This is a genomic window from Streptomyces sp. DG1A-41 (assembly GCF_037055355.1).
Taxonomy (GTDB): domain Bacteria; phylum Actinomycetota; class Actinomycetes; order Streptomycetales; family Streptomycetaceae; genus Streptomyces.
On sequence record NZ_CP146350.1, the window covers coordinates 5627513 to 5645270 of the forward strand.

14 protein-coding genes are annotated in these 17758 nt (G+C 71.2%); 8 read left to right on the top strand and 6 right to left on the bottom strand.

What is annotated here, in order from left to right; all coding sequences use genetic code 11:
* Nucleotides 1-55: 55 nt before the first annotated feature.
* Nucleotides 56-1681, top strand: a complete 1626-nt coding sequence (gene groL, locus V8690_RS26485) for a chaperonin GroEL (RefSeq protein WP_338782583.1) — start codon at nucleotides 56-58, stop codon at nucleotides 1679-1681.
* A 75-nt stretch (nucleotides 1682-1756) separates the two neighbouring features.
* Here groL and V8690_RS26490 read toward each other — a convergent pair whose 3' ends face one another.
* From V8690_RS26490 to V8690_RS26500, 3 genes are all read right to left on the bottom strand, one after another.
* The gene (locus V8690_RS26490) at nucleotides 1757-2464 is read right to left on the bottom strand and encodes an ester cyclase (RefSeq protein ID WP_338782584.1); all 708 of its coding nucleotides are present in this window, start codon (nucleotides 2462-2464) and stop codon (nucleotides 1757-1759) included.
* Between the two features lie 212 nt (nucleotides 2465-2676).
* Nucleotides 2677-3450, bottom strand: a complete 774-nt coding sequence (locus V8690_RS26495) for an SDR family oxidoreductase (protein ID WP_338782585.1) — start codon at nucleotides 3448-3450, stop codon at nucleotides 2677-2679.
* 100 nt (nucleotides 3451-3550) lie between these two features.
* On the bottom strand, nucleotides 3551-4219 hold the full coding sequence (locus V8690_RS26500) for an MOSC domain-containing protein (protein WP_338782586.1): 669 nt from the start codon (nucleotides 4217-4219) through the stop codon (nucleotides 3551-3553).
* A gap of 80 nt (nucleotides 4220-4299) precedes the next feature.
* Between V8690_RS26500 and V8690_RS26505 the strand changes: the two genes are divergently transcribed.
* Nucleotides 4300-5196 (top strand): LysR family transcriptional regulator, encoded by an 897-nt coding sequence (locus tag V8690_RS26505; protein ID WP_338782587.1) that lies wholly within the window; start codon nucleotides 4300-4302, stop codon nucleotides 5194-5196.
* 87 nt (nucleotides 5197-5283) lie between these two features.
* Here the strand turns inward: V8690_RS26505 and V8690_RS26510 are convergent, their stop codons facing one another.
* The gene (locus V8690_RS26510) at nucleotides 5284-5613 is read right to left on the bottom strand and encodes a WhiB family transcriptional regulator (protein WP_107455880.1); all 330 of its coding nucleotides are present in this window, start codon (nucleotides 5611-5613) and stop codon (nucleotides 5284-5286) included.
* A gap of 380 nt (nucleotides 5614-5993) precedes the next feature.
* On the opposite strand from V8690_RS26510, the gene V8690_RS26515 reads away from it, so the two are divergent.
* The 4 genes from V8690_RS26515 (at nucleotide 5994) to V8690_RS26530 (ending at nucleotide 10569) form a co-directional block, all read left to right on the top strand.
* Nucleotides 5994-6605, top strand: a complete 612-nt coding sequence (locus tag V8690_RS26515; protein WP_003948568.1) for a response regulator transcription factor — start codon at nucleotides 5994-5996, stop codon at nucleotides 6603-6605.
* A gap of 490 nt (nucleotides 6606-7095) precedes the next feature.
* Nucleotides 7096-7683: a sigma-70 family RNA polymerase sigma factor gene (locus tag V8690_RS26520; protein ID WP_010036508.1), complete on the top strand. Its 588-nt coding sequence runs from the start codon at nucleotides 7096-7098 to the stop codon at nucleotides 7681-7683.
* 139 nt (nucleotides 7684-7822) lie between these two features.
* A complete protein-coding gene (gene guaB / locus V8690_RS26525; protein WP_338782588.1) occupies nucleotides 7823-9328 on the top strand; it encodes an IMP dehydrogenase in 1506 nt (501 codons plus the stop codon).
* A gap of 116 nt (nucleotides 9329-9444) precedes the next feature.
* The gene (locus tag V8690_RS26530) at nucleotides 9445-10569 is read left to right on the top strand and encodes a GuaB3 family IMP dehydrogenase-related protein (RefSeq protein WP_338782589.1); all 1125 of its coding nucleotides are present in this window, start codon (nucleotides 9445-9447) and stop codon (nucleotides 10567-10569) included.
* Between the two features lie 552 nt (nucleotides 10570-11121).
* Here V8690_RS26530 and V8690_RS26535 read toward each other — a convergent pair.
* On the bottom strand, nucleotides 11122-12330 hold the full coding sequence (locus V8690_RS26535; RefSeq protein ID WP_338782590.1) for a nucleotide sugar dehydrogenase: 1209 nt from the start codon (nucleotides 12328-12330) through the stop codon (nucleotides 11122-11124).
* A gap of 272 nt (nucleotides 12331-12602) precedes the next feature.
* On the opposite strand from V8690_RS26535, the gene V8690_RS26540 reads away from it, so the two are divergent.
* A complete protein-coding gene (locus V8690_RS26540) occupies nucleotides 12603-14309 on the top strand; it encodes a glycerol-3-phosphate dehydrogenase/oxidase (RefSeq protein ID WP_338782591.1) in 1707 nt (568 codons plus the stop codon).
* Nucleotides 14310-14319: 10 nt separating this feature from the next.
* On the opposite strand, the gene V8690_RS26545 is transcribed toward V8690_RS26540, so the two are convergent.
* Entirely contained in the window at nucleotides 14320-15420 is a 1101-nt protein-coding gene (locus V8690_RS26545; RefSeq protein WP_338782592.1) for a serine hydrolase domain-containing protein, read from the bottom strand.
* 216 nt (nucleotides 15421-15636) lie between these two features.
* Between V8690_RS26545 and V8690_RS26550 the strand changes: the two genes are divergently transcribed.
* Nucleotides 15637-17679, top strand: a complete 2043-nt coding sequence (locus V8690_RS26550) for a serine/threonine-protein kinase (RefSeq protein ID WP_338782593.1) — start codon at nucleotides 15637-15639, stop codon at nucleotides 17677-17679.
* Nucleotides 17680-17758: the final 79 nt, after the last annotated feature.

The following is a 17758-nucleotide window of genomic DNA, read 5'->3' on the forward strand; positions in this document are numbered from 1 at the left end:
GGCGCCCGGGGCGCAGTGCCGTTAACCCAGATTCCGGAAGAGGGCTCACGCTCCCATGGCGAAGATCCTGAAGTTCGACGAGGACGCCCGTCGCGCCCTCGAGCGCGGCGTCAACAAGCTCGCCGACACGGTGAAGGTGACGATCGGCCCCAAGGGCCGCAACGTCGTCATCGACAAGAAGTTCGGCGCCCCGACCATCACCAACGACGGTGTCACGATCGCCCGCGAGGTCGAGATCGAGGACCCGTACGAGAACCTCGGTGCCCAGCTGGTCAAGGAGGTGGCGACCAAGACCAACGACATCGCGGGTGACGGTACGACCACCGCGACCGTGCTCGCCCAGGCGCTCGTGCGCGAGGGCCTGAAGAACGTCGCCGCCGGTGCCTCCCCGGCCGCCCTGAAGAAGGGCATCGACGCCGCCGTCGCCGCGGTCTCCGAGGACCTGCTCGCCTCGGCCCGCCCGATCGACGAGAAGTCCGACATCGCCGCCGTCGCCGGGCTGTCCGCCCAGGACCAGCAGGTCGGCGAGCTCATCGCCGAGGCGATGGACAAGGTCGGCAAGGACGGTGTCATCACCGTCGAGGAGTCCAACACCTTCGGTCTGGAGCTGGACTTCACCGAGGGCATGGCCTTCGACAAGGGCTACCTGTCGCCGTACTTCGTGACGGACCAGGAGCGCATGGAAGCCGTCCTGGACGACCCGTACATCCTCATCACGCAGGGCAAGATCTCCGCCATCGCGGACCTCCTGCCGCTGCTGGAGAAGGTCATCCAGGCCAACTCCTCCAAGCCGCTGCTGATCATCGCCGAGGACGTCGAGGGCGAGGCCCTGTCGACCCTCGTCGTGAACAAGATCCGCGGCACCTTCAACGCCGTCGCGGTGAAGGCCCCCGGCTTCGGCGACCGCCGCAAGGCGATGCTCCAGGACATGGCGGTCCTCACGGGCGCCACGGTCGTCTCCGAGGAGGTCGGCCTCAAGCTCGACCAGGTCGGCCTGGACGTCCTCGGCTCCGCCCGCCGCGTCACCGTCACCAAGGACGACACCACGGTCGTCGACGGCGCCGGCAAGAAGGAGGACGTGGAGGGCCGCGTCTCCCAGATCAAGGCCGAGATCGAGACCACCGACTCCGACTGGGACCGCGAGAAGCTCCAGGAGCGCCTCGCGAAGCTGGCCGGCGGCGTGTGCGTCATCCGCGTGGGTGCCGCCACCGAGGTCGAGCTCAAGGAGCGCAAGCACCGTCTGGAGGACGCCATCTCCGCGACCCGCGCCGCGGTCGAGGAGGGCATCGTCTCCGGTGGTGGCTCCGCCCTGGTGCACGCCGCCAAGGTCCTCGAGGGCAGCCTCGGCAAGACCGGCGACGAGGCCACCGGTGTCGCGGTCGTCCGCCGCGCGGTCGTGGAGCCGCTGCGCTGGATCGCCGAGAACGCCGGCCTCGAGGGCTACGTCATCACCTCCAAGGTCGCCGAGCTCGACAAGGGCCAGGGCTTCAACGCCGCCACCGGCGAGTACGGCGACCTGATCAAGGCCGGCGTCATCGACCCGGTCAAGGTCACCCGCTCCGCCCTGGAGAACGCCGCCTCCATCGCCTCCCTCCTGCTCACGACCGAGACCCTGGTCGTCGAGAAGAAGGAAGAGGAGGAGCCGGCCGCTGCTGGCCACAGCCACGGCCACTCCCACTGAGGCACCGACCTCGCGGCAGAAGCCCCCGTCCCGCCTCGTGCGGAACGGGGGCTTCTCCCTTAGGTCCTGCGCGGCTCACAACTCCAGTGGCTCCAGCGCCCCGAGCTGCTGCATCAGCCCCAGCCGGTCGTACTGCCACCAGCCCTCGGCGAGCTTGCCGTCCGGCGTGCAGCGGTGGATGGTCGTCCCGGTCATGGTGACGTCCTTCCCGGTCGGCGGGATCCCGAGGAAGTCGCCCTTGTGCCTGCCGTGGAAGGTCCACCGGGTGCAGACCCGGTCTCCCTGGGCGAGCTGGTCGTCGATCGTGAACGAGAAGTCGAACCCGCCCCGCCACACCTCCACCTCGCGCCGCACCGCGTCCAGCCCGATGACGTCCTGCGCATTGGCTGGATCGTGGTCGTGGTAGCCCTCGATGAACACGTCGTTGAACGCGGGCGCCGCACCCTGCCCGGGCGCCAGCTCGAAGAACCTGCGCGCGGTGGCCGAGTTCAGCTGCTCGTCCCGCACCACGTCCAGGTCCGTGAACGTCGGCGTCTCGTCGCAGAGCGCCACCATCTCCTGGAAGATCCGGTCGGTCTCCGGGAGCTCGGAGTTCCGCATCGCCTCCTCGTACGACGGGAACTCCACGATCTCGACGATGTGCGAGGCGTCGGCCCGGTCCTTCGCCACCACACTGTGCGTAGCGGTCCGCTTCCCCTTGGTCTGCTCGACCCACGTGTCCATCAGCCGGTTCATCTCGTCGAGCCGGCTGGTCCTGCATTCGATGAGCTGTACGAAGGTCATGGCCTCGCCTCCGGCCCCCCTGGTTCCGGCTGAGCACCTTCATTGTCCCAGCGGGAGCCGGCCGTCGCCTCCCGGCACCTCGGCACCACGACGGCATGCGCCGGCGGCGGAAGCGGGGCCGCACCCGCCGCCGGGGAGCAGGATCGTGCCCCTCTCCGCCACGGCCCGCCCGGGCGCCCGGAACGACGAAACCGGACCCGTTCCCAAGGCGCCTACCGCGGCCCGTACTTCCGCCCCGTCCTGGACGAGACAGCCCCGAGCATCCCGCGCGGCACCAGCTTCGCCGCCCCCATCAGCGCCTTGTAGCGCGGGTCCGGGATGGACAGCGTCTTGCCGCGTGCCAGGTCGTGCAGTGCCGCCGCCACCAGCTTGTCCGCGTCGAGCCACATCCAGCCCGGGATGTTGTCCGTGCCCATGCCGGCCCGCTCGTGGAACTCGGTGCGCACGAAGCCGGGACAGAGCGCCATGAGCCGTACGCCGCTGCCGGCCAGGTCGCGCGCGGCGCCCTGGGAGAACTGCACGACCCAGGCCTTGGACGCGCCGTAGGTCCCCCGCGGGACGAACGCGGCCACCGACGCGACATTCACGACCCCGCCGCGGCCGCGCTCCCTCATGGCCTCCGTCGCCGCCGACGTCAGCCGCAGCACCGCCTCGCAGTGCACCTTCAGCATCCGCAGCTCATCGGCCATGGGGACGTCGAGATAGCGGCCCTTGTTGGCGAAGCCGGCGTTGTTGATCAGCAGGTCGACGGGGTTCTTGCGGTCGCCCAGCCGGTCGGCCACCGACTCGATGCCCTTGTCCTCGGCGAGGTCGGCCGTCAGTACCTCCGCCTCGATGCCGTGCCGGTCGTGCAGCTCGGTCGCCTGCTCCCGGAGCCGTTTGGTGTCGCGGGCCACCAGCACGAGGTTGTGCCCGTCCGCCGCCAGTCGCCGCGCGAACGCGGCCCCGATGCCTGCCGTCGATCCCGTAATCAGAGCCGTTGTCATGGCAGAAGGGTAGTGACCTGGATTCTGTGCGTCCGCTTCCGTGCGGGGACCGGGACCCCACTGGTGAAGGGCTGGTGGAGACCCGCACGGTGAGCGGCCGTCAGGCTCCGTGCTTGGCCACGTACTCCCGTGCCGCCCTCAGCGACTCCGGGTGCAGCGCCTCGCCCGCCGCCAGCAGCCGCGGCAGCAGCGTCCGCTCGGTGGTCACCGCCCGGAACTGGAGGGCCACCGTCACGTCGTGCTCCGGCCGGCGCACGAGCTCGACGGGGTCGCCCGCCCGTATCTCACCGGGCTCGATCACCCGCAGATACGCCCCGGGCGCGCCCCGCTGCGTGAACCGCTTCACCCACTGCTTCTCGCCCAGATGGCCCTGGAACGTGCGGCACGGGATCCTCCCGCAGGTCACCTCCAGCACCACCGCGGGCCCGACGCGCCAGCGCTCGCCGATCCGCGCCCCGGTGACGTCGAGGCCCTCGGTCGTGAGGTTCTCGCCGAAAGCCCCGTGCGCCAGCGGCCGGCCCAGCTCGCGCTCCCATGCGTCCAGGTCCTCGCGCGCCATCGCGTAGACCGCCTGGTCGTCGCCGCCGTGGTGCTCCAGCTTGCACACCGCGTCCCCGGCCAGCCCGCTCCCGCCGACGCCCTTGGGCCCGGGCGCCGACACCCGCACCGGCCCGTCCACCGGCTGTTTGTCGATGCCGGTCACACCCTCCGGGTTGTCCGTGTACGGCACAGCTGTGGCACGGCCCAGATTCACTGACAGAAGCTTCATGCCCGCACGGTAGGGGACCCCGCCCCAAAGCGTCGACGCATTATTCGGAGCGTCTTCAAAGGGTCGCTTATCCTCGAAGGGTGATCGAAGCTCGTCATCTCCGCGTACTGCGCGCCGTCGCGGCCACCGGCTCCTTCTCCGCCGCGGGCCGCGAACTGGGCTGCACCCAGCCCGCCGTCAGTCAGCAGATGAAGGCCCTGGAAGCCTCCGTCGGCACTCCTGTGCTGATCCGCACGGGCCGCGAGATGCGCCTGACCCAGGCCGGCGAGGCGCTGGTGCGGCACGCCGCCGGGATCCTCGCCGGGCTCACGGCCGCGGAGGAGGAGGTCGCCGCCATCGCCGGGCTGCGGGCGGGGCGGGTCCGGCTCGTCTCCTTCCCCAGCGGCAGCTCCACCCTCGTGCCGACGGCCCTCGCAGCGCTGCGCGACGCGCACCCCGGCACCCGGGTCTTCCTCGAGGAGGCCGAACCGCCCGCGTCCGTCGGCATGCTGCGCGAGGGCGACTGCGACGTGGCGCTCGCCTTCCGCTACGAGGGGGCGGCGGGTGCCGAGGAGTGGGAGGACCTCGTCGTACGGCCGCTGCTGACGGACCGGCTCGTCGCGCTCGTGCCGGAGCGGCACCGGCTCGCGGGCGCGGAGTCCGTCGCCATCGGCGAGCTCGCGCGGGAGCCGTGGATCGCGGGCTGCCCGCGCTGCCGCGGCCAGCTGGTCGAGGTGTGCGCGGCGGCCGGCTTCACTCCGCGCATCGACTTCGCGACCGACGACTACCCGGCGGTCGCCGGCCTGGTCGGCGCCGGTCTGGGCGTGGCCGTGCTGCCCCAGCTGGCCGTCGAGTCCGTACGGCCCCGGGGGGTACGGGCCGTGACGCTGGAACCGGCGGTGCGCCGGGAGATCGTCGCGCTCACCCTGCCCGACCTCGCACAGGTCCCGGCGGTGGCGGCGACGCTCGACCAACTGGCACGGGCGGGCCACCGCTAGCCACTGCGGAACCGCGTCGGGCCACTGCGGAACCGCGTCAAAAACCAACGGCACGCGTGCGCGTGCCTGTCTCGCAGAAACGTTCCTTCAATTGTTCGAGGCGGCGTGCCCGCCGGATGCCGACGCCGACACCAGCCGGTTGCGCGCCCGCCCCATCAGCTCTTCCCGCTCGTCCTCGGTCAGGCCGCCCCACACGCCGTACGGTTCACGCACCGCCAGTGCGTGGGCGGCGCACTCGGCACGCACAGGGCACCTCATGCAGACCTCTTTGGCCGAGTTCTCGCGAGCGCTCCGAGCCGCACCGCGCTCGCCCTCCGGATGGAAGAAGAGCGAGCTGTCCACACCGCGACAGGCAGCCAGCAGCTGCCAGTCCCACAGGTCCGCGTTCGGTCCGGGAAGGCGGGAGAAATCTGCCATTACGTGACCCCTTGTAGCCGTTCTGGGCGGATCCGGTGTCCACGACCGTACAACTACGATCTAAGGAGATGAAAATATGACTCATTGCGAATCTAGCTCTAAACACTGGCAAAGCGGAAGAAATGGGTCTGAATGGGGCATAGGTTGTGATGAAAGTTGGAGGGTCTGTTGCGCATGTCTGCACCGTGTCCGGCCCCTCACGTAGAGTGCCGAAGATGTCAGCCGCCCCCGTAACTCTTTCGAGTGACCGTCGTTGAGAGTGCGAGGCGGTTGACGGAACAAGTGCTCGGGCAGGTGTCCGAGACGGTCGACCGCACAGGTGACGATTTCGTACCAGCCTGGAGGCTCAAGGTGACGCGCATCAGCTGCGGAGGGCGGCCATGACTTCCGTCCTCGTCTGCGACGACTCCCCGCTTGCCCGAGAGGCGCTCCGTCGCGCGGTCGCAACCGTGCCCGGCGTAGAGCGCGTGACGACGGCGGCCAACGGCGAGGAAGTCCTCCGCCGCTGGGGGGCCGACCGCTCGGACCTGATTCTGATGGACGTACGCATGCCCGGTCTGGGTGGCGTCGAGACGGTCCGGCGGCTGCTGTCCGCCGACCCCGGTGCGCGCATCATCATGCTCACCGTCGCCGAGGACCTGGACGGCGTGGCCCTCGCGGTCGCCGCCGGTGCCCGCGGCTATCTGCACAAGGACGCCTCCCGCGCGGAGCTCCGCGCGACGGTGACGCAGGCACTGGCCGACCCGACCTGGCGGCTCGCCCCGCGCCGGCTGCGCTCGGCCGAGATGGGCGCCGCGCCGACGCTCACGGCGCGTGAGATCCAGGTTCTCGAAGGCATGAGCCACGGCCGCTCGAACGCGGAGATCGGCCGCGAGCTGTTCCTCTCCGAGGACACCGTCAAGACGCACGCCCGGCGCCTGTTCAAGAAGCTCGGCGCCTCGGACCGGGCCCACGCCGTGGCGCTCGGCTTCCGGTGGGGTCTGGTGCGCTAGGGCCTGTCGTTTGGATCGGGCCGGCTTCGACACGCGGCCTCCGGCGCGGGCCGGAGAGCGGGGGCACGCGGATGCCCCCGCGCGAGCCGTACCCGCGCGTGCGGGAGCCGGCGGCCGACGGCAGCGCCGGTGGGGGTTTCCTTCCCCCGGCCGGGCGAGGTCGAGAGCTCGGGCGGATGCGCGCGAGGACCCACGTCCCCGGGACGATCCGAACAGCAGGCCCCAGGGGCGATCGCGGGTGTGGCGGCGGTCGCAGTGGGGGCACGGAAAGCCAGGTCGGCGGGGGCGGGCCGGGGGTCCGCCGGGTGCCCGCTGCTCGTTTCGCCGCGGATGCCGCATCCTTGAGGGTGTGGAGTTCCTCGGGGACGAGTCGGTCGAGCGGAAGGGGAGGGCGCAGGGGATGAGTTCCGGCGCACCTGCTCATAACGCTTCGGTGCACAACAACGGGCGCGGTGCCACGGACCCGGCGGCCGCAAGGCACCATGGACCGATGCGCGACGACGAGGCGGTCAATGCCCAAGGGGCGATCGGCGCGCTCGTCCACCGCGCCGTCGACGGGGACGAGCAGGCCACGCACGACCTGCTCGCGCATGTCCACCCCCTGGCCCTGCGCTACTGCCGCACCCGTCTGTCCCGCCTCCCGGGCGACGCCCGGCACTTCGTGGAGGACCTCGCCCAGGAGGTCTGCGTGGCGGTGCTCCTCGCACTGCCCCGCTACCGGGACACCGGGCGCCCTTTCGAGGCCTTCGTCTTCGCGATCGCCGCGCACAAGGTCGCCGACCTCCAGCGCGCGGCGATGCGGCACCCGGGCTCGACGGCCGTCCCCTCGGACGAGATGCCCGAGCGGCCCGACGACTCCCTGGGTCCGGAGGAGCGGGCGCTGCTGAGCAGCGATGCCGAATGGGCCAAGAAGCTGCTGGCCAACCTCCCGGAGAACCAGCGGGAGCTGCTGCTGCTGCGGATCGCGGTGGGGTTGACGGCGGAGGAGACGGGTCAGATGTTGGGAATGTCACCCGGCGCGGTCCGTGTGGCCCAGCACCGGGCCCTGAGCAGGCTGAGGGCGCTCGCCGAGCAGTAGTGCCTTCGTTGAACAGGGACTGCGCCGGTTCCGTACGAAGATACGAAGCCCCCGGTCAGGCGGAACGCTGGAATTCGGGCTCCCTGCTTCCCGTTAGCATGGACATCCGCACCGATCAAGGCCATTTGGGGAAGGTGTCATGACTGCCAACGTCGACGGCGTGCCCGAGAAATTCGCGACACTCGGGCTGACCTACGACGACGTGCTGCTGCTGCCGGGTGCATCCGAGGTGCTCCCCAACGCGGTCGACACCTCGTCCCGCATCTCCCGCAACGTCCGGGTGAACATCCCGCTGCTCTCCGCGGCGATGGACAAGGTCACCGAGTCCCGCATGGCGATCGCCATGGCCCGCCAGGGCGGCGTCGGCGTGCTGCACCGCAACCTCTCCGTCGAGGACCAGGTCAACCAGGTCGACCTGGTGAAGCGCTCCGAGTCCGGCATGGTCACCGACCCCATCACGGTGCACCCGGACGCGACGCTGGCCGAGGCCGACGCCCTGTGCGCCAAGTTCCGCATCAGCGGCGTCCCCGTCACCGACCCGGCCGGCAAGCTGCTCGGCATCGTCACCAACCGTGACATGGCCTTCGAGACCGACCGCACCCGTCAGGTGCGCGAGGTCATGACCCCGATGCCGCTGGTCACCGGCAAGGTCGGCATCTCCGGCGCCGACGCCATGGAACTGCTGCGCCGCCACAAGATCGAGAAGCTTCCCCTGGTCGACGACGCGGGCGTGCTCAAGGGCCTCATCACGGTCAAGGACTTCGTCAAGGCCGAGCAGTACCCCAACGCCGCGAAGGACGCCGAGGGCCGCCTGATCGTCGGTGCCGCCGTCGGCGCCAGCCCCGAGGCGCTCGAGCGGGCCCAGGCGCTGGCCGAGGCCGGGGTGGACTTCCTGGTCGTCGACACCTCGCACGGCCACAACAGCAACGCCCTGAGCTGGATGTCGAAGATCAAGTCGAGCGTCGGCGTCGACGTGATCGGCGGCAACGTCGCCACCCGCGACGGCGCCCAGGCGCTGATCGACGCCGGCGTCGACGGCATCAAGGTGGGCGTGGGCCCCGGCTCGATCTGCACCACGCGCGTGGTCGCCGGCATCGGTGTCCCCCAGGTCACGGCCATCTACGAGGCGTCCCTCGCGGCCCGCCCGGCGGGCGTCCCGCTGATCGGCGACGGCGGTCTGCAGTACTCCGGCGACATCGGCAAGGCCCTGGCCGCCGGCGCCGACACGGTGATGCTGGGCAGCCTCCTCGCCGGCTGTGAGGAGTCGCCGGGCGAGCTGCAGTTCATCAACGGCAAGCAGTTCAAGTCCTACCGCGGGATGGGCTCGCTCGGCGCGATGCAGTCCCGGGGCCAGGGCCGGTCGTACTCGAAGGACCGCTACTTCCAGGCCGAGGTGGCCTCCGACGACAAGCTCGTGCCCGAGGGCATCGAGGGCCAGGTGCCCTACCGCGGCCCGCTGGCCAACGTGCTGCACCAGCTCGTCGGCGGTCTGCGCCAGACCATGGGCTACGTGGGCGCCGCCACCATCGAGGAGATGGAGACCAAGGGCCGCTTCGTCCGGATCACCTCGGCGGGCCTCAAGGAGAGCCACCCGCACGACATCCAGATGACGGTCGAGGCGCCGAACTACAGCCGTAGCAAGTGACGGCCCCGCGCGCGTGAGGCACGGCGAGGGCGGCCCCGGAGCATCCGGGGCCGCCCTCGCCGTGCCCGTCGGCGATACTGGAAGACGCTGAAACGCAACAGGGAAAGGCCACCAACGTGACTGAGATCGAGATCGGGCGCGGCAAGCGCGGCCGCCGGGCGTACGCCTTCGACGACATCGCCGTCGTCCCCAGCCGCCGTACGCGGGACCCGAAGGAGGTCTCGATCGCCTGGCAGATCGACGCCTACCGCTTCGAGCTGCCGTTCCTGGCCGCTCCCATGGACTCGGTCGTCTCCCCGGCCACCGCCATCCGCATCGGCGAGCTCGGCGGCCTGGGCGTGCTGAACCTCGAAGGTCTGTGGACGCGGTACGAGGACCCGCAGCCGCTGCTCGACGAGATCGCCGAGCTGCCCGCCGACGCGGCGACCCGGCGCCTTCAGGAGATCTACGCCGCGCCCATCAAGGAGGAGCTGATCGGCGCGCGGATCAAGGAGGTGCGCGACTCGGGCGTGGTCACGGCCGCCGCGCTCTCCCCGCAGCGCACGGCCCAGTTCTCCAAGGCCGTCGTCGACGCGGGCGTGGACCTCTTCGTCATCCGCGGTACGACGGTCTCGGCGGAGCACGTCTCCGGTTCGCACGAGCCGCTGAACCTGAAGCAGTTCATCTACGAGCTGGACGTCCCGGTGATCGTCGGCGGCTGCGCCACGTACACCGCGGCCCTGCACCTGATGCGCACGGGCGCGGCGGGCGTGCTGGTCGGCTTCGGCGGCGGCGCCGCGCACACCACGCGCAACGTGCTGGGCATCCAGGTCCCGATGGCCACCGCGGTCGCCGACGTGGCCGCGGCCCGCCGCGACTACATGGACGAGTCCGGCGGCCGGTACGTGCACGTGATCGCGGACGGCGGTGTCGGCTGGTCCGGTGACCTGCCCAAGGCGATCGCCTGCGGCGCCGACGCGGTCATGATGGGCTCCCCGCTCGCCCGCGCGACCGACGGCCCGGGCAAGGGCAACCACTGGGGCATGGAGGCCGTGAACGAGGAGCTGCCGCGCGGCCAGAAGGTCGACCTCGGCACGGTCGGCACCCTCGAGGAGATCCTCACCGGCCCGTCCCACACCCCCGACGGTTCGATGAACCTCTTCGGTGCGCTGCGGCGGGCGATGGCCACGACCGGGTACAGCGAGCTGAAGGAGTTCCAGCGGGTCGAGGTGACGGTGGCGGACTCGCAGCACCGGCGGTAGTCGGTAGCCCCCAGGACGAGGAAGGGCCTGGTCACTCGGGTGAGTGACCGGGCCCTTTCGCGTGCGCAACTGGCCCTGACGGGGCGCGTGTTGCCGTATGAGGGCGCGTGGTTGCCTTCGGGCCGGATGGTGCGGTGGAGGGCGGTTCCGAGGCGCTGGTGTCCGTGATCGGCGCCCAGGCTCTTCTGGGCGCCCCCTTCCAAGGACACGGTTCCGGACCCCGGCCCCTCGGGGCCCGGCCCGATTCCGACGTGCTGCCTACCGGGCCAATGGGTGGCGTCGTGGAAGGGGGCGCCCATGGGACGCCACCGCAAGCCCACCCGCTGGGACCGACTCCGTCTTCGGATGGTGCAGTGCCGGAGGAGGTGGATCTTGCGACTTTTCGGATGGTGAGCGGCCGCCCCCACGAAGACTGGGGGCGGACACTCCGTGATCCATCCAGAAGCCTGCCGCAGTGGCCTCTGCGGTGGGCTCCGCCGTCTCCCAAGGTACTGGCGGCGGGGTGCCCCGCGCCACCAGCCCAGGGGGCTCAGCGCCCCCACGCGCCCCTCTTCACAACCGATGAGCCGCCCCCGTAGGCGCCGCCCCCCGCGTGTCCAGCAGCAGCTGTGCCTTCACCGACAGGCCTTGCAGGTCGTACGTGCGGTGCTGCTGGAGGAGGATGGTCAGGTCCGCGTCGGCGACCGCCTCGTAGAGGGAGTCCACGCGGGGGACGGGGCGGTCCAGGACGCTCCAGGCGGGGACGTGCGGGTCGTGGTAGCTGACCGAGGCGCCCAGTTCCATCAGGCGCAGGGCGATCTCCTGCGCGGGGGTGCCGTGCAGGTCGGCGAGGTCGGGCTTGTAGGTGACGCCCAGGAGCAGCACACGTGCGCCGCGGGCCGACTTGCCGTGCTCGTTGAGGAGCGTGGCGGCGCGCTGGACGACGTAGCCGGGCATCCGGCTGTTGACCTGCTGGGCCAGTTCCACCATGCGCAGGGTGCGGCCGCCGTGGGCGGTCAGGTCCTGCGGGACGGCGTGGCCGCCGACGCCGGGGCCGGGGCGGAAGGCCTGGAAGCCGAACGGCTTGGTCTCCGCACAGCGGACGACGTCCCACAGGTCGACGCCCAGGTCGTGGCAGAGGACGGCCATCTCGTTGACGAGGGCGATGTTGACGTGCCGGTAGTTGGTCTCCAGGAGCTGCACGGTCTCCGCCTCGCGGGGTCCACGCGCGCGTACCACCTTGTCGGTGAGCCGTCCGTAGAAGGCGGCGGCCGACTCCGTGCAGGCCGGGGTGAGGCCGCCGATGACCTTGGGGGTGTTGGCGGGGGTGAAGTCGCGGTTGCCGGGGTCGACGCGGCTGGGGGAGTAGGCGAGGTGGAAGTCGCGTCCCGCGCGCAGACCCGATCCCTCTTCGAGGAGGGGGCGCAGGATTGCCTCTGTCGTCCCTGGGTACACAGGTGACTCCAGGATCACAGTGGTGTGCGGGCGCAGGTGGGCGGCCAGGGTGCGGGCGGCCGCCTCCAGCTGGCTCAGGTCCAGTCCGCCGTCCGCGCCCCGCGGGGTCGGTGCGCAGATGACCGCGGTGCGCACCCGGCCGAGTTCGGCGGCGTTCGTGGTCGGGCGGAAGCCCCCCGAGAGCATCCGGCGCTGTTCGGCGGGGCTGAGCGAGCCGGCCTCGGGGCCGGTCCGGTAGCCGATGGTGGCGACGCCGGCGGCGACGGCGGCCTGAGCCAGGGGCAGGCCGTAAGGGCCGAGTCCGATGACGGCGAGATCTGCGGGCATGGCGTGGCCGTCCTTCCCGATAGCCGAAGTGGGACAGGTGCGCAAGCCCTGTGGACAGGACGGGCGAGTGCAATGTCAGACTAGGAGTAAATATGACCGATATGCGGGATTTCTCGCCCGAGTTTCGGTGAGTCTTCCGTGGGCGTTGTCCACAGGCTGACGGCCCGTGGTGGCTGAAGTCGGGCAACACGGTCAGAATTTGGGCATGGGGGATACGGACGGGGTCTCACCCGACGGGTGCGGCCGGCGCGACCGATGAGCTGGAGGCAGCGGTGAGGACAGCGATACTCGGGCCGGCGCAGCGCGCCGAGTCACTCGCATCTATGGCCGAGCGCGAACTGGACGTGCTGGTGGTGGGCGCAGGCGTGGTCGGTGCGGGCACCGCCTTCGACGCGGCGACCCGGGGCCTGTCCACGGGACTGATCGAGGCGCGTGACTGGGCGTCCGGCACCTCCAGTCGGTCCAGCAAGCTGATCCACGGCGGCCTGCGCTACCTGGAGATGCTCGACTTCGCGCTCGTACGGGAGGCCCTGAAGGAGCGCGGCCTGCTGCTGGAGCGGCTCGCACCGCATCTGGTGAAGCCCGTGCCGTTCCTGTACCCCTTGCAGCACAAGGGCTGGGAGCGCCTGTACGCCGGGTCGGGCGTCGCGATGTACGACGCCATGTCCATGGCCCGAGGTCATGGCCGGGGCCTGCCGATGCACCGCCATCTGACCCGCTCTCACGCCCTGCGCGTCGCGCCCTGCTTGAAGAAGGACGCGCTGGTCGGGGCGCTCCAGTACTACGACGCCCAGATGGACGACGCCCGCTACGTGGCGACCCTGGTGCGTACGGCGGTGGCGTACGGCGCGAAGGCCGCCAACCGCGCACGCGTGACGGGCTTCCTGCGCGAGGGCGAGCGGGTCGTCGGAGCGAAGGTGCAGGACGTCGAGGCGGGCGGGGAGTACGAGATCCGCGCCAAACAGGTCGTCAACGCGACCGGCGTGTGGACGGACGACACACAGGCGATGGTCGGGGAGCGCGGTCAGTTCCACGTACGGGCGTCCAAGGGCATCCACCTGGTCGTACCGCGCGACCGGATCCACTCCACGACCGGCCTGATCCTGCGCACGGAGAAGTCCGTGCTGTTCGTCATCCCCTGGGGCCGGCACTGGATCGTCGGGACGACGGACACCGACTGGGACCTGGACAAGGCCCATCCGGCCGCGTCCAGCGCGGACATCGACTACCTGCTGGAGCACGTGAACTCGGTGCTCGCGGTGCCGCTCACCAGGGACGACGTCCAGGGCGTGTACGCGGGCCTGCGGCCGCTGCTCGCGGGCGAGTCGGACGCCACCAGCAAGCTGTCGCGCGAGCACACCGTGGCGCATCCGGTGCCCGGGCTCGTCGTCGTGGCGGGCGGCAAGTACACCACCTACCGGGTCATGGCCAAGGACGCGGTGGACGCGGCGGTGCACGGGCTCGACATGCGCGTCGCCGAGTGCGTCACCGAGGACGTGCCGCTGCTGGGCGCCGAGGGCTACCGGGCGCTGTGGAACGCGCGGGCGCGGATCGCGGTCCGGACCGGACTCCATGTGGTGCGGGTGGAACACCTGCTGAACCGGTACGGCACGCTGGCCGAGGAGATCCTCGCCCTCATCGCCGAGAACCCGTCGCTGGGCGAGCCCTTGCCGGCGGCCGACGACTATCTGCGCGCCGAGATCGTGTACGCGGCCTCGCACGAGGGGGCGCGGCACCTGGACGACGTGCTGACCCGGCGGACGCGCATCTCCATCGAGACCTTCGACCGGGGCACGCGCAGCGCACGCGAAGCCGCCGAGCTGATGGCGCCGGTCCTCGGCTGGGACAAGGACCAGATCGAGCGCGAGGTCCAGCACTACGAGAAGCGGGTGGAGGCGGAGCGGGAGTCGCAGCGGCAGCCGGACGACCTGACGGCGGACGCGGCGCGGCTGGGCGCGCCGGACATCGTGCCGCTGTAGGCGCGCTGTTTCAGGGGCGCGCGGACGGGGTTCGTGCGATCACCCCGGACATCACCCGAACGAGTGTCGGGAACCGGCATCTTCGTTCGGGACCCGGTCGTTCTATGAGGTGCGGGGGCAGAACTCGGCCGCGAGCACCGCGGGTTCGAGACCGGGATCTGCGACCGCGTCCGTGTTCACACGGAAGGTGAGGACACGCCGGCCGTCGACGGTGGCTGCGGTGCGCACGTAGCTGCCGGATATGTGCCCGTTGTGCCCCCACACCGTGATGCCGCACGGCAGTTTCTCGGGGAACAGGCCCATGCCGTACGCGCCGTGTGCGGCACGGGTGTCGAGCATCTCGCGCAGCCGGCGCGGGCAGCAGTCGCCCGCCGAGCAGGGCCGAGTAGAAGCGGTCCAGATCGGCGAGCGTGGTCACCAACTCGCCCGCGGCGCTGGCCACCCGCGGGTCGAGATCGGTGACGTCGGTTCCGTCGGCGGCGTAGGCGCGGCCGTGCGGAGAGGGCAGCGAGGAGCGGGAGCCGGGGAAGGAGGTGCCCGTCAGACCCAGGGGAGTGATGATGCGGCGCTCGGCCTCGGTGGCGTACGAGTGACCGGTGACCTGCTCGACGACCAGGCCGAGCAGGACGTAGTTGGTGTTCGAGTAGGAGAAGCGGCCGCGTTCGGCCGGGGGGTGGGTGAGTGCGATGCGTACGGCCTGACGGGGTGTGACGGGTGTGGTTCCGCCGGTGTCCTTGGTGTAGTCGTACAGGCCGCTGGTGTGGGTGAGCAGGGAACGCAGGGTCAGCGCGCGGCCGTCGTTGCCCGCTCCCCGCACCAGGCCCGGCAGGTGCTGCTCCACGGTGTCGGACAGTGACAGCCGGTGCTCGGCGGCCAGTTGCAGCACGACCGTCGCGATGAACGTCTTCGTGACGCTGCCGGCGCGGAAGTGGTCCGACCGGGCGATTCCCTGTCCGGCGTGGGCATAGCGGGTGGTGGTTCCCTCCAGGGCGAGCAGGGCCGCGGCGGGTGCTCTGCCCTGGGTCACCAGCAGCGGGAGCACCGCGTTCGTGGGCGGGACGGAGAGAGCCGACGAGTCGGCCGGAGGCAGGCCGAGGAGGGCGACGGACACAGGCAGGGCCAGCAATGTCCGAAAGGGCGGCACACGGGCTCCTCCCTCGTCGGGGCGTCAGGGGCCCATCATGCAAGGCGGCGCGCGGTGTGCCGCACCCGGGTTCCGGGCGGGCCTGCCCGCGGGGGCGTTCCGCCAGGGGGCCCCTGGGCGCTGGGCACTTGTCGGGTGAGAGACAATGGAGGCTCTGTCAGGGCGGGTTGTATGAGGGGACGCATGTCGGAGGCGGAGCGGGCGGGCACATCTCGTCAGGACACTCGTCAGGGCAACAGGGAGCGTCTCCTCGCGGGGCGTTACCGGCTGGGCAAGGTGCTCGGCCGCGGCGGCATGGGCACGGTGTGGCGGGCCCAGGACGAGACCCTGGGACGGACGGTCGCCGTCAAGGAGCTGCGGTTTCCGTCGAACATCGACGAGGAGGAGAAGCGGCGGCTGATCACGCGGACGCTGCGCGAGGCCAAGGCGATCGCGCGGATCCGCAACAACAGCGCCGTGACGGTCTTCGACGTGGTTCAGGAGGACGACCGGCCCTGGATCGTGATGGAGCTCGTCGAGGGCAAGTCGCTCGCCGAGGTCATACGGGAGGACGGCCTGCTCGAGCCGAAGCGGGCAGCCGAGGTCGGGCTCGCCGTCCTGGACGTGCTGCGGTCCGCGCACCGCGAAGGCATCCTGCACCGCGATGTGAAGCCGTCGAACGTGCTGATCGCCGAGGACGGCCGGGTCGTGCTCACGGACTTCGGGATCGCCCAGGTCGAGGGCGACCCGTCCATCACCTCGACCGGCATGCTCGTCGGCGCGCCCTCCTACATCTCCCCGGAGCGGGCGCGCGGCCACAAGCCGGGCCCGGCCGCCGACCTGTGGTCGCTCGGCGGGCTGCTGTACGCGGCGGTGGAGGGCGCGCCGCCCTACGACAAGGGGTCGGCCATAGCGACCCTCACGGCGGTGATGACCGAGCCGTTGGAGGAGCCGAAGAACGCCGGCCCGCTGAAGGACGTCATCCACGGGCTGCTCACCAAGGACCCCGCCAAGCGGCTCGACGACGCGGGCGCCAGGGCGATGCTGAACTCGGTCATCCACGCACCCGAGCCGGCCGCCGAACCGGAGCCGGTGGACGCGACGAAGGTCGTGCCGCTGCCGGCCCAGCCGGACAAGACCTCGGGCAAGGGGAGTTCGGCGGGTTCCGGGAGCAAGCGGGGCGAGGAAGCCGGGGAGCGGTTGCGCGGGGCGCTGCGTTCCGTGCGCAAGGCCACCGCGGGAACGGCCGGGGCGTCGGCCGCGTCCCGGACCGAGTCCGAGGCGGGTACGGCCGCTTCCGGACCGCAGGGCGCGAAGGCCGGGGCCGGGGACACGGGTGCGTCCGCGTCGAAGCCGGGTCCGGCGTCGTCCGCGGGGGCGGCCGCCGGAGCCGGTGAGCGGGGTGCGCAGGGGGCGCGGGCGGCTTCCGGAGGCCGGAGTTCGGGGTGGCCCGTCATGCCGCCGCCGGACCTGCCGCCGCGGCCGCGCCCCGCGCCGCCCAGGGCGCCGCTCACCGATGTGGTGCCGCGGCGGGCCCTGATGATCATCGCGGTGGTCGTGGCGCTCGCCGTGATCGGCACCGTGCTCGCCCTCGCGCTCAGCGGAGACGACAAGGGCCCGAAGGGGGCCGCCGCCGGCTCGAGCGGCGACAAGACCGTCGCCACCGCGTCGAGCAGCGCCGATACCAAGGGCGACGAGACCGACGGCACGCGCACCGACAGCGCGACGACGCAGCCCGCACCGTCGAAGCCCACCTCGAACAGCACGGCCGGCGACCAAGCGGGCGGGTCTGCCGGTGGCGGCGGCAAGGGCACCGCCGCGCAGTCGACGCACCAGGGCAGCCAGGGCTACTCGATCGGACTGCCGAAGGGGTGGACGTACCGGTCCACGGGTGCCGCGGGCGACCGGTTCACCGGGCCCGACGGGCAGAAGCTGCTCATCGCCTGGACGTCCACGCCCAAGGGCGACCCGGTGGCGGACTGGAAGAGCCAGGAGCGCTACATGCAGCGCGCGCAGTACAGGAAGATCCGAATAGAGCAGGTGGACTACCGCGGCTGGAACACGGCCGACTGGGAGTTCACCTACGTGGAGGGCGGCACCAAGTACCGGACGATCGACCGCGGTTTCGTCGTCGACGACCGACAGGGCTACGCGCTGATGTACACGGCGAAAGCGGCCGACTGGGACGGTGAGCTGCGCAAGGAGACCTGGCGGACGCTGACGAAGACCTTCGAACCCAAGTCCTGAGCATGAGCGGCCCCGGGTTTGGGGAGTGAGATCTGGCATCCCCACAATGTGGGTTGTCTGCGGCACGTATCGTAAATGT

Coding starts and splice junctions, on each gene's coding strand:
- V8690_RS26520 (WP_010036508.1), top strand. CDS start 7,096: ATGCGCGACGACGAGGCGGTCAATGCCCAAGGGGCGATCGGCGCGCTC.
- guaB (WP_338782588.1), top strand. CDS start 7,823: ATGACTGCCAACGTCGACGGCGTGCCCGAGAAATTCGCGACACTCGGG.
- V8690_RS26490 (WP_338782584.1), bottom strand. CDS start 2,464: ATGACCTTCGTACAGCTCATCGAATGCAGGACCAGCCGGCTCGACGAG.
- groL (WP_338782583.1), top strand. CDS start 56: ATGGCGAAGATCCTGAAGTTCGACGAGGACGCCCGTCGCGCCCTCGAG.
- V8690_RS26535 (WP_338782590.1), bottom strand. CDS start 12,330: ATGCCCGCAGATCTCGCCGTCATCGGACTCGGCCCTTACGGCCTGCCC.
- V8690_RS26495 (WP_338782585.1), bottom strand. CDS start 3,450: ATGACAACGGCTCTGATTACGGGATCGACGGCAGGCATCGGGGCCGCG.
- V8690_RS26510 (WP_107455880.1), bottom strand. CDS start 5,613: ATGGCAGATTTCTCCCGCCTTCCCGGACCGAACGCGGACCTGTGGGAC.
- V8690_RS26500 (WP_338782586.1), bottom strand. CDS start 4,219: ATGAAGCTTCTGTCAGTGAATCTGGGCCGTGCCACAGCTGTGCCGTAC.
- V8690_RS26515 (WP_003948568.1), top strand. CDS start 5,994: ATGACTTCCGTCCTCGTCTGCGACGACTCCCCGCTTGCCCGAGAGGCG.
- V8690_RS26550 (WP_338782593.1), top strand. CDS start 15,637: ATGTCGGAGGCGGAGCGGGCGGGCACATCTCGTCAGGACACTCGTCAG.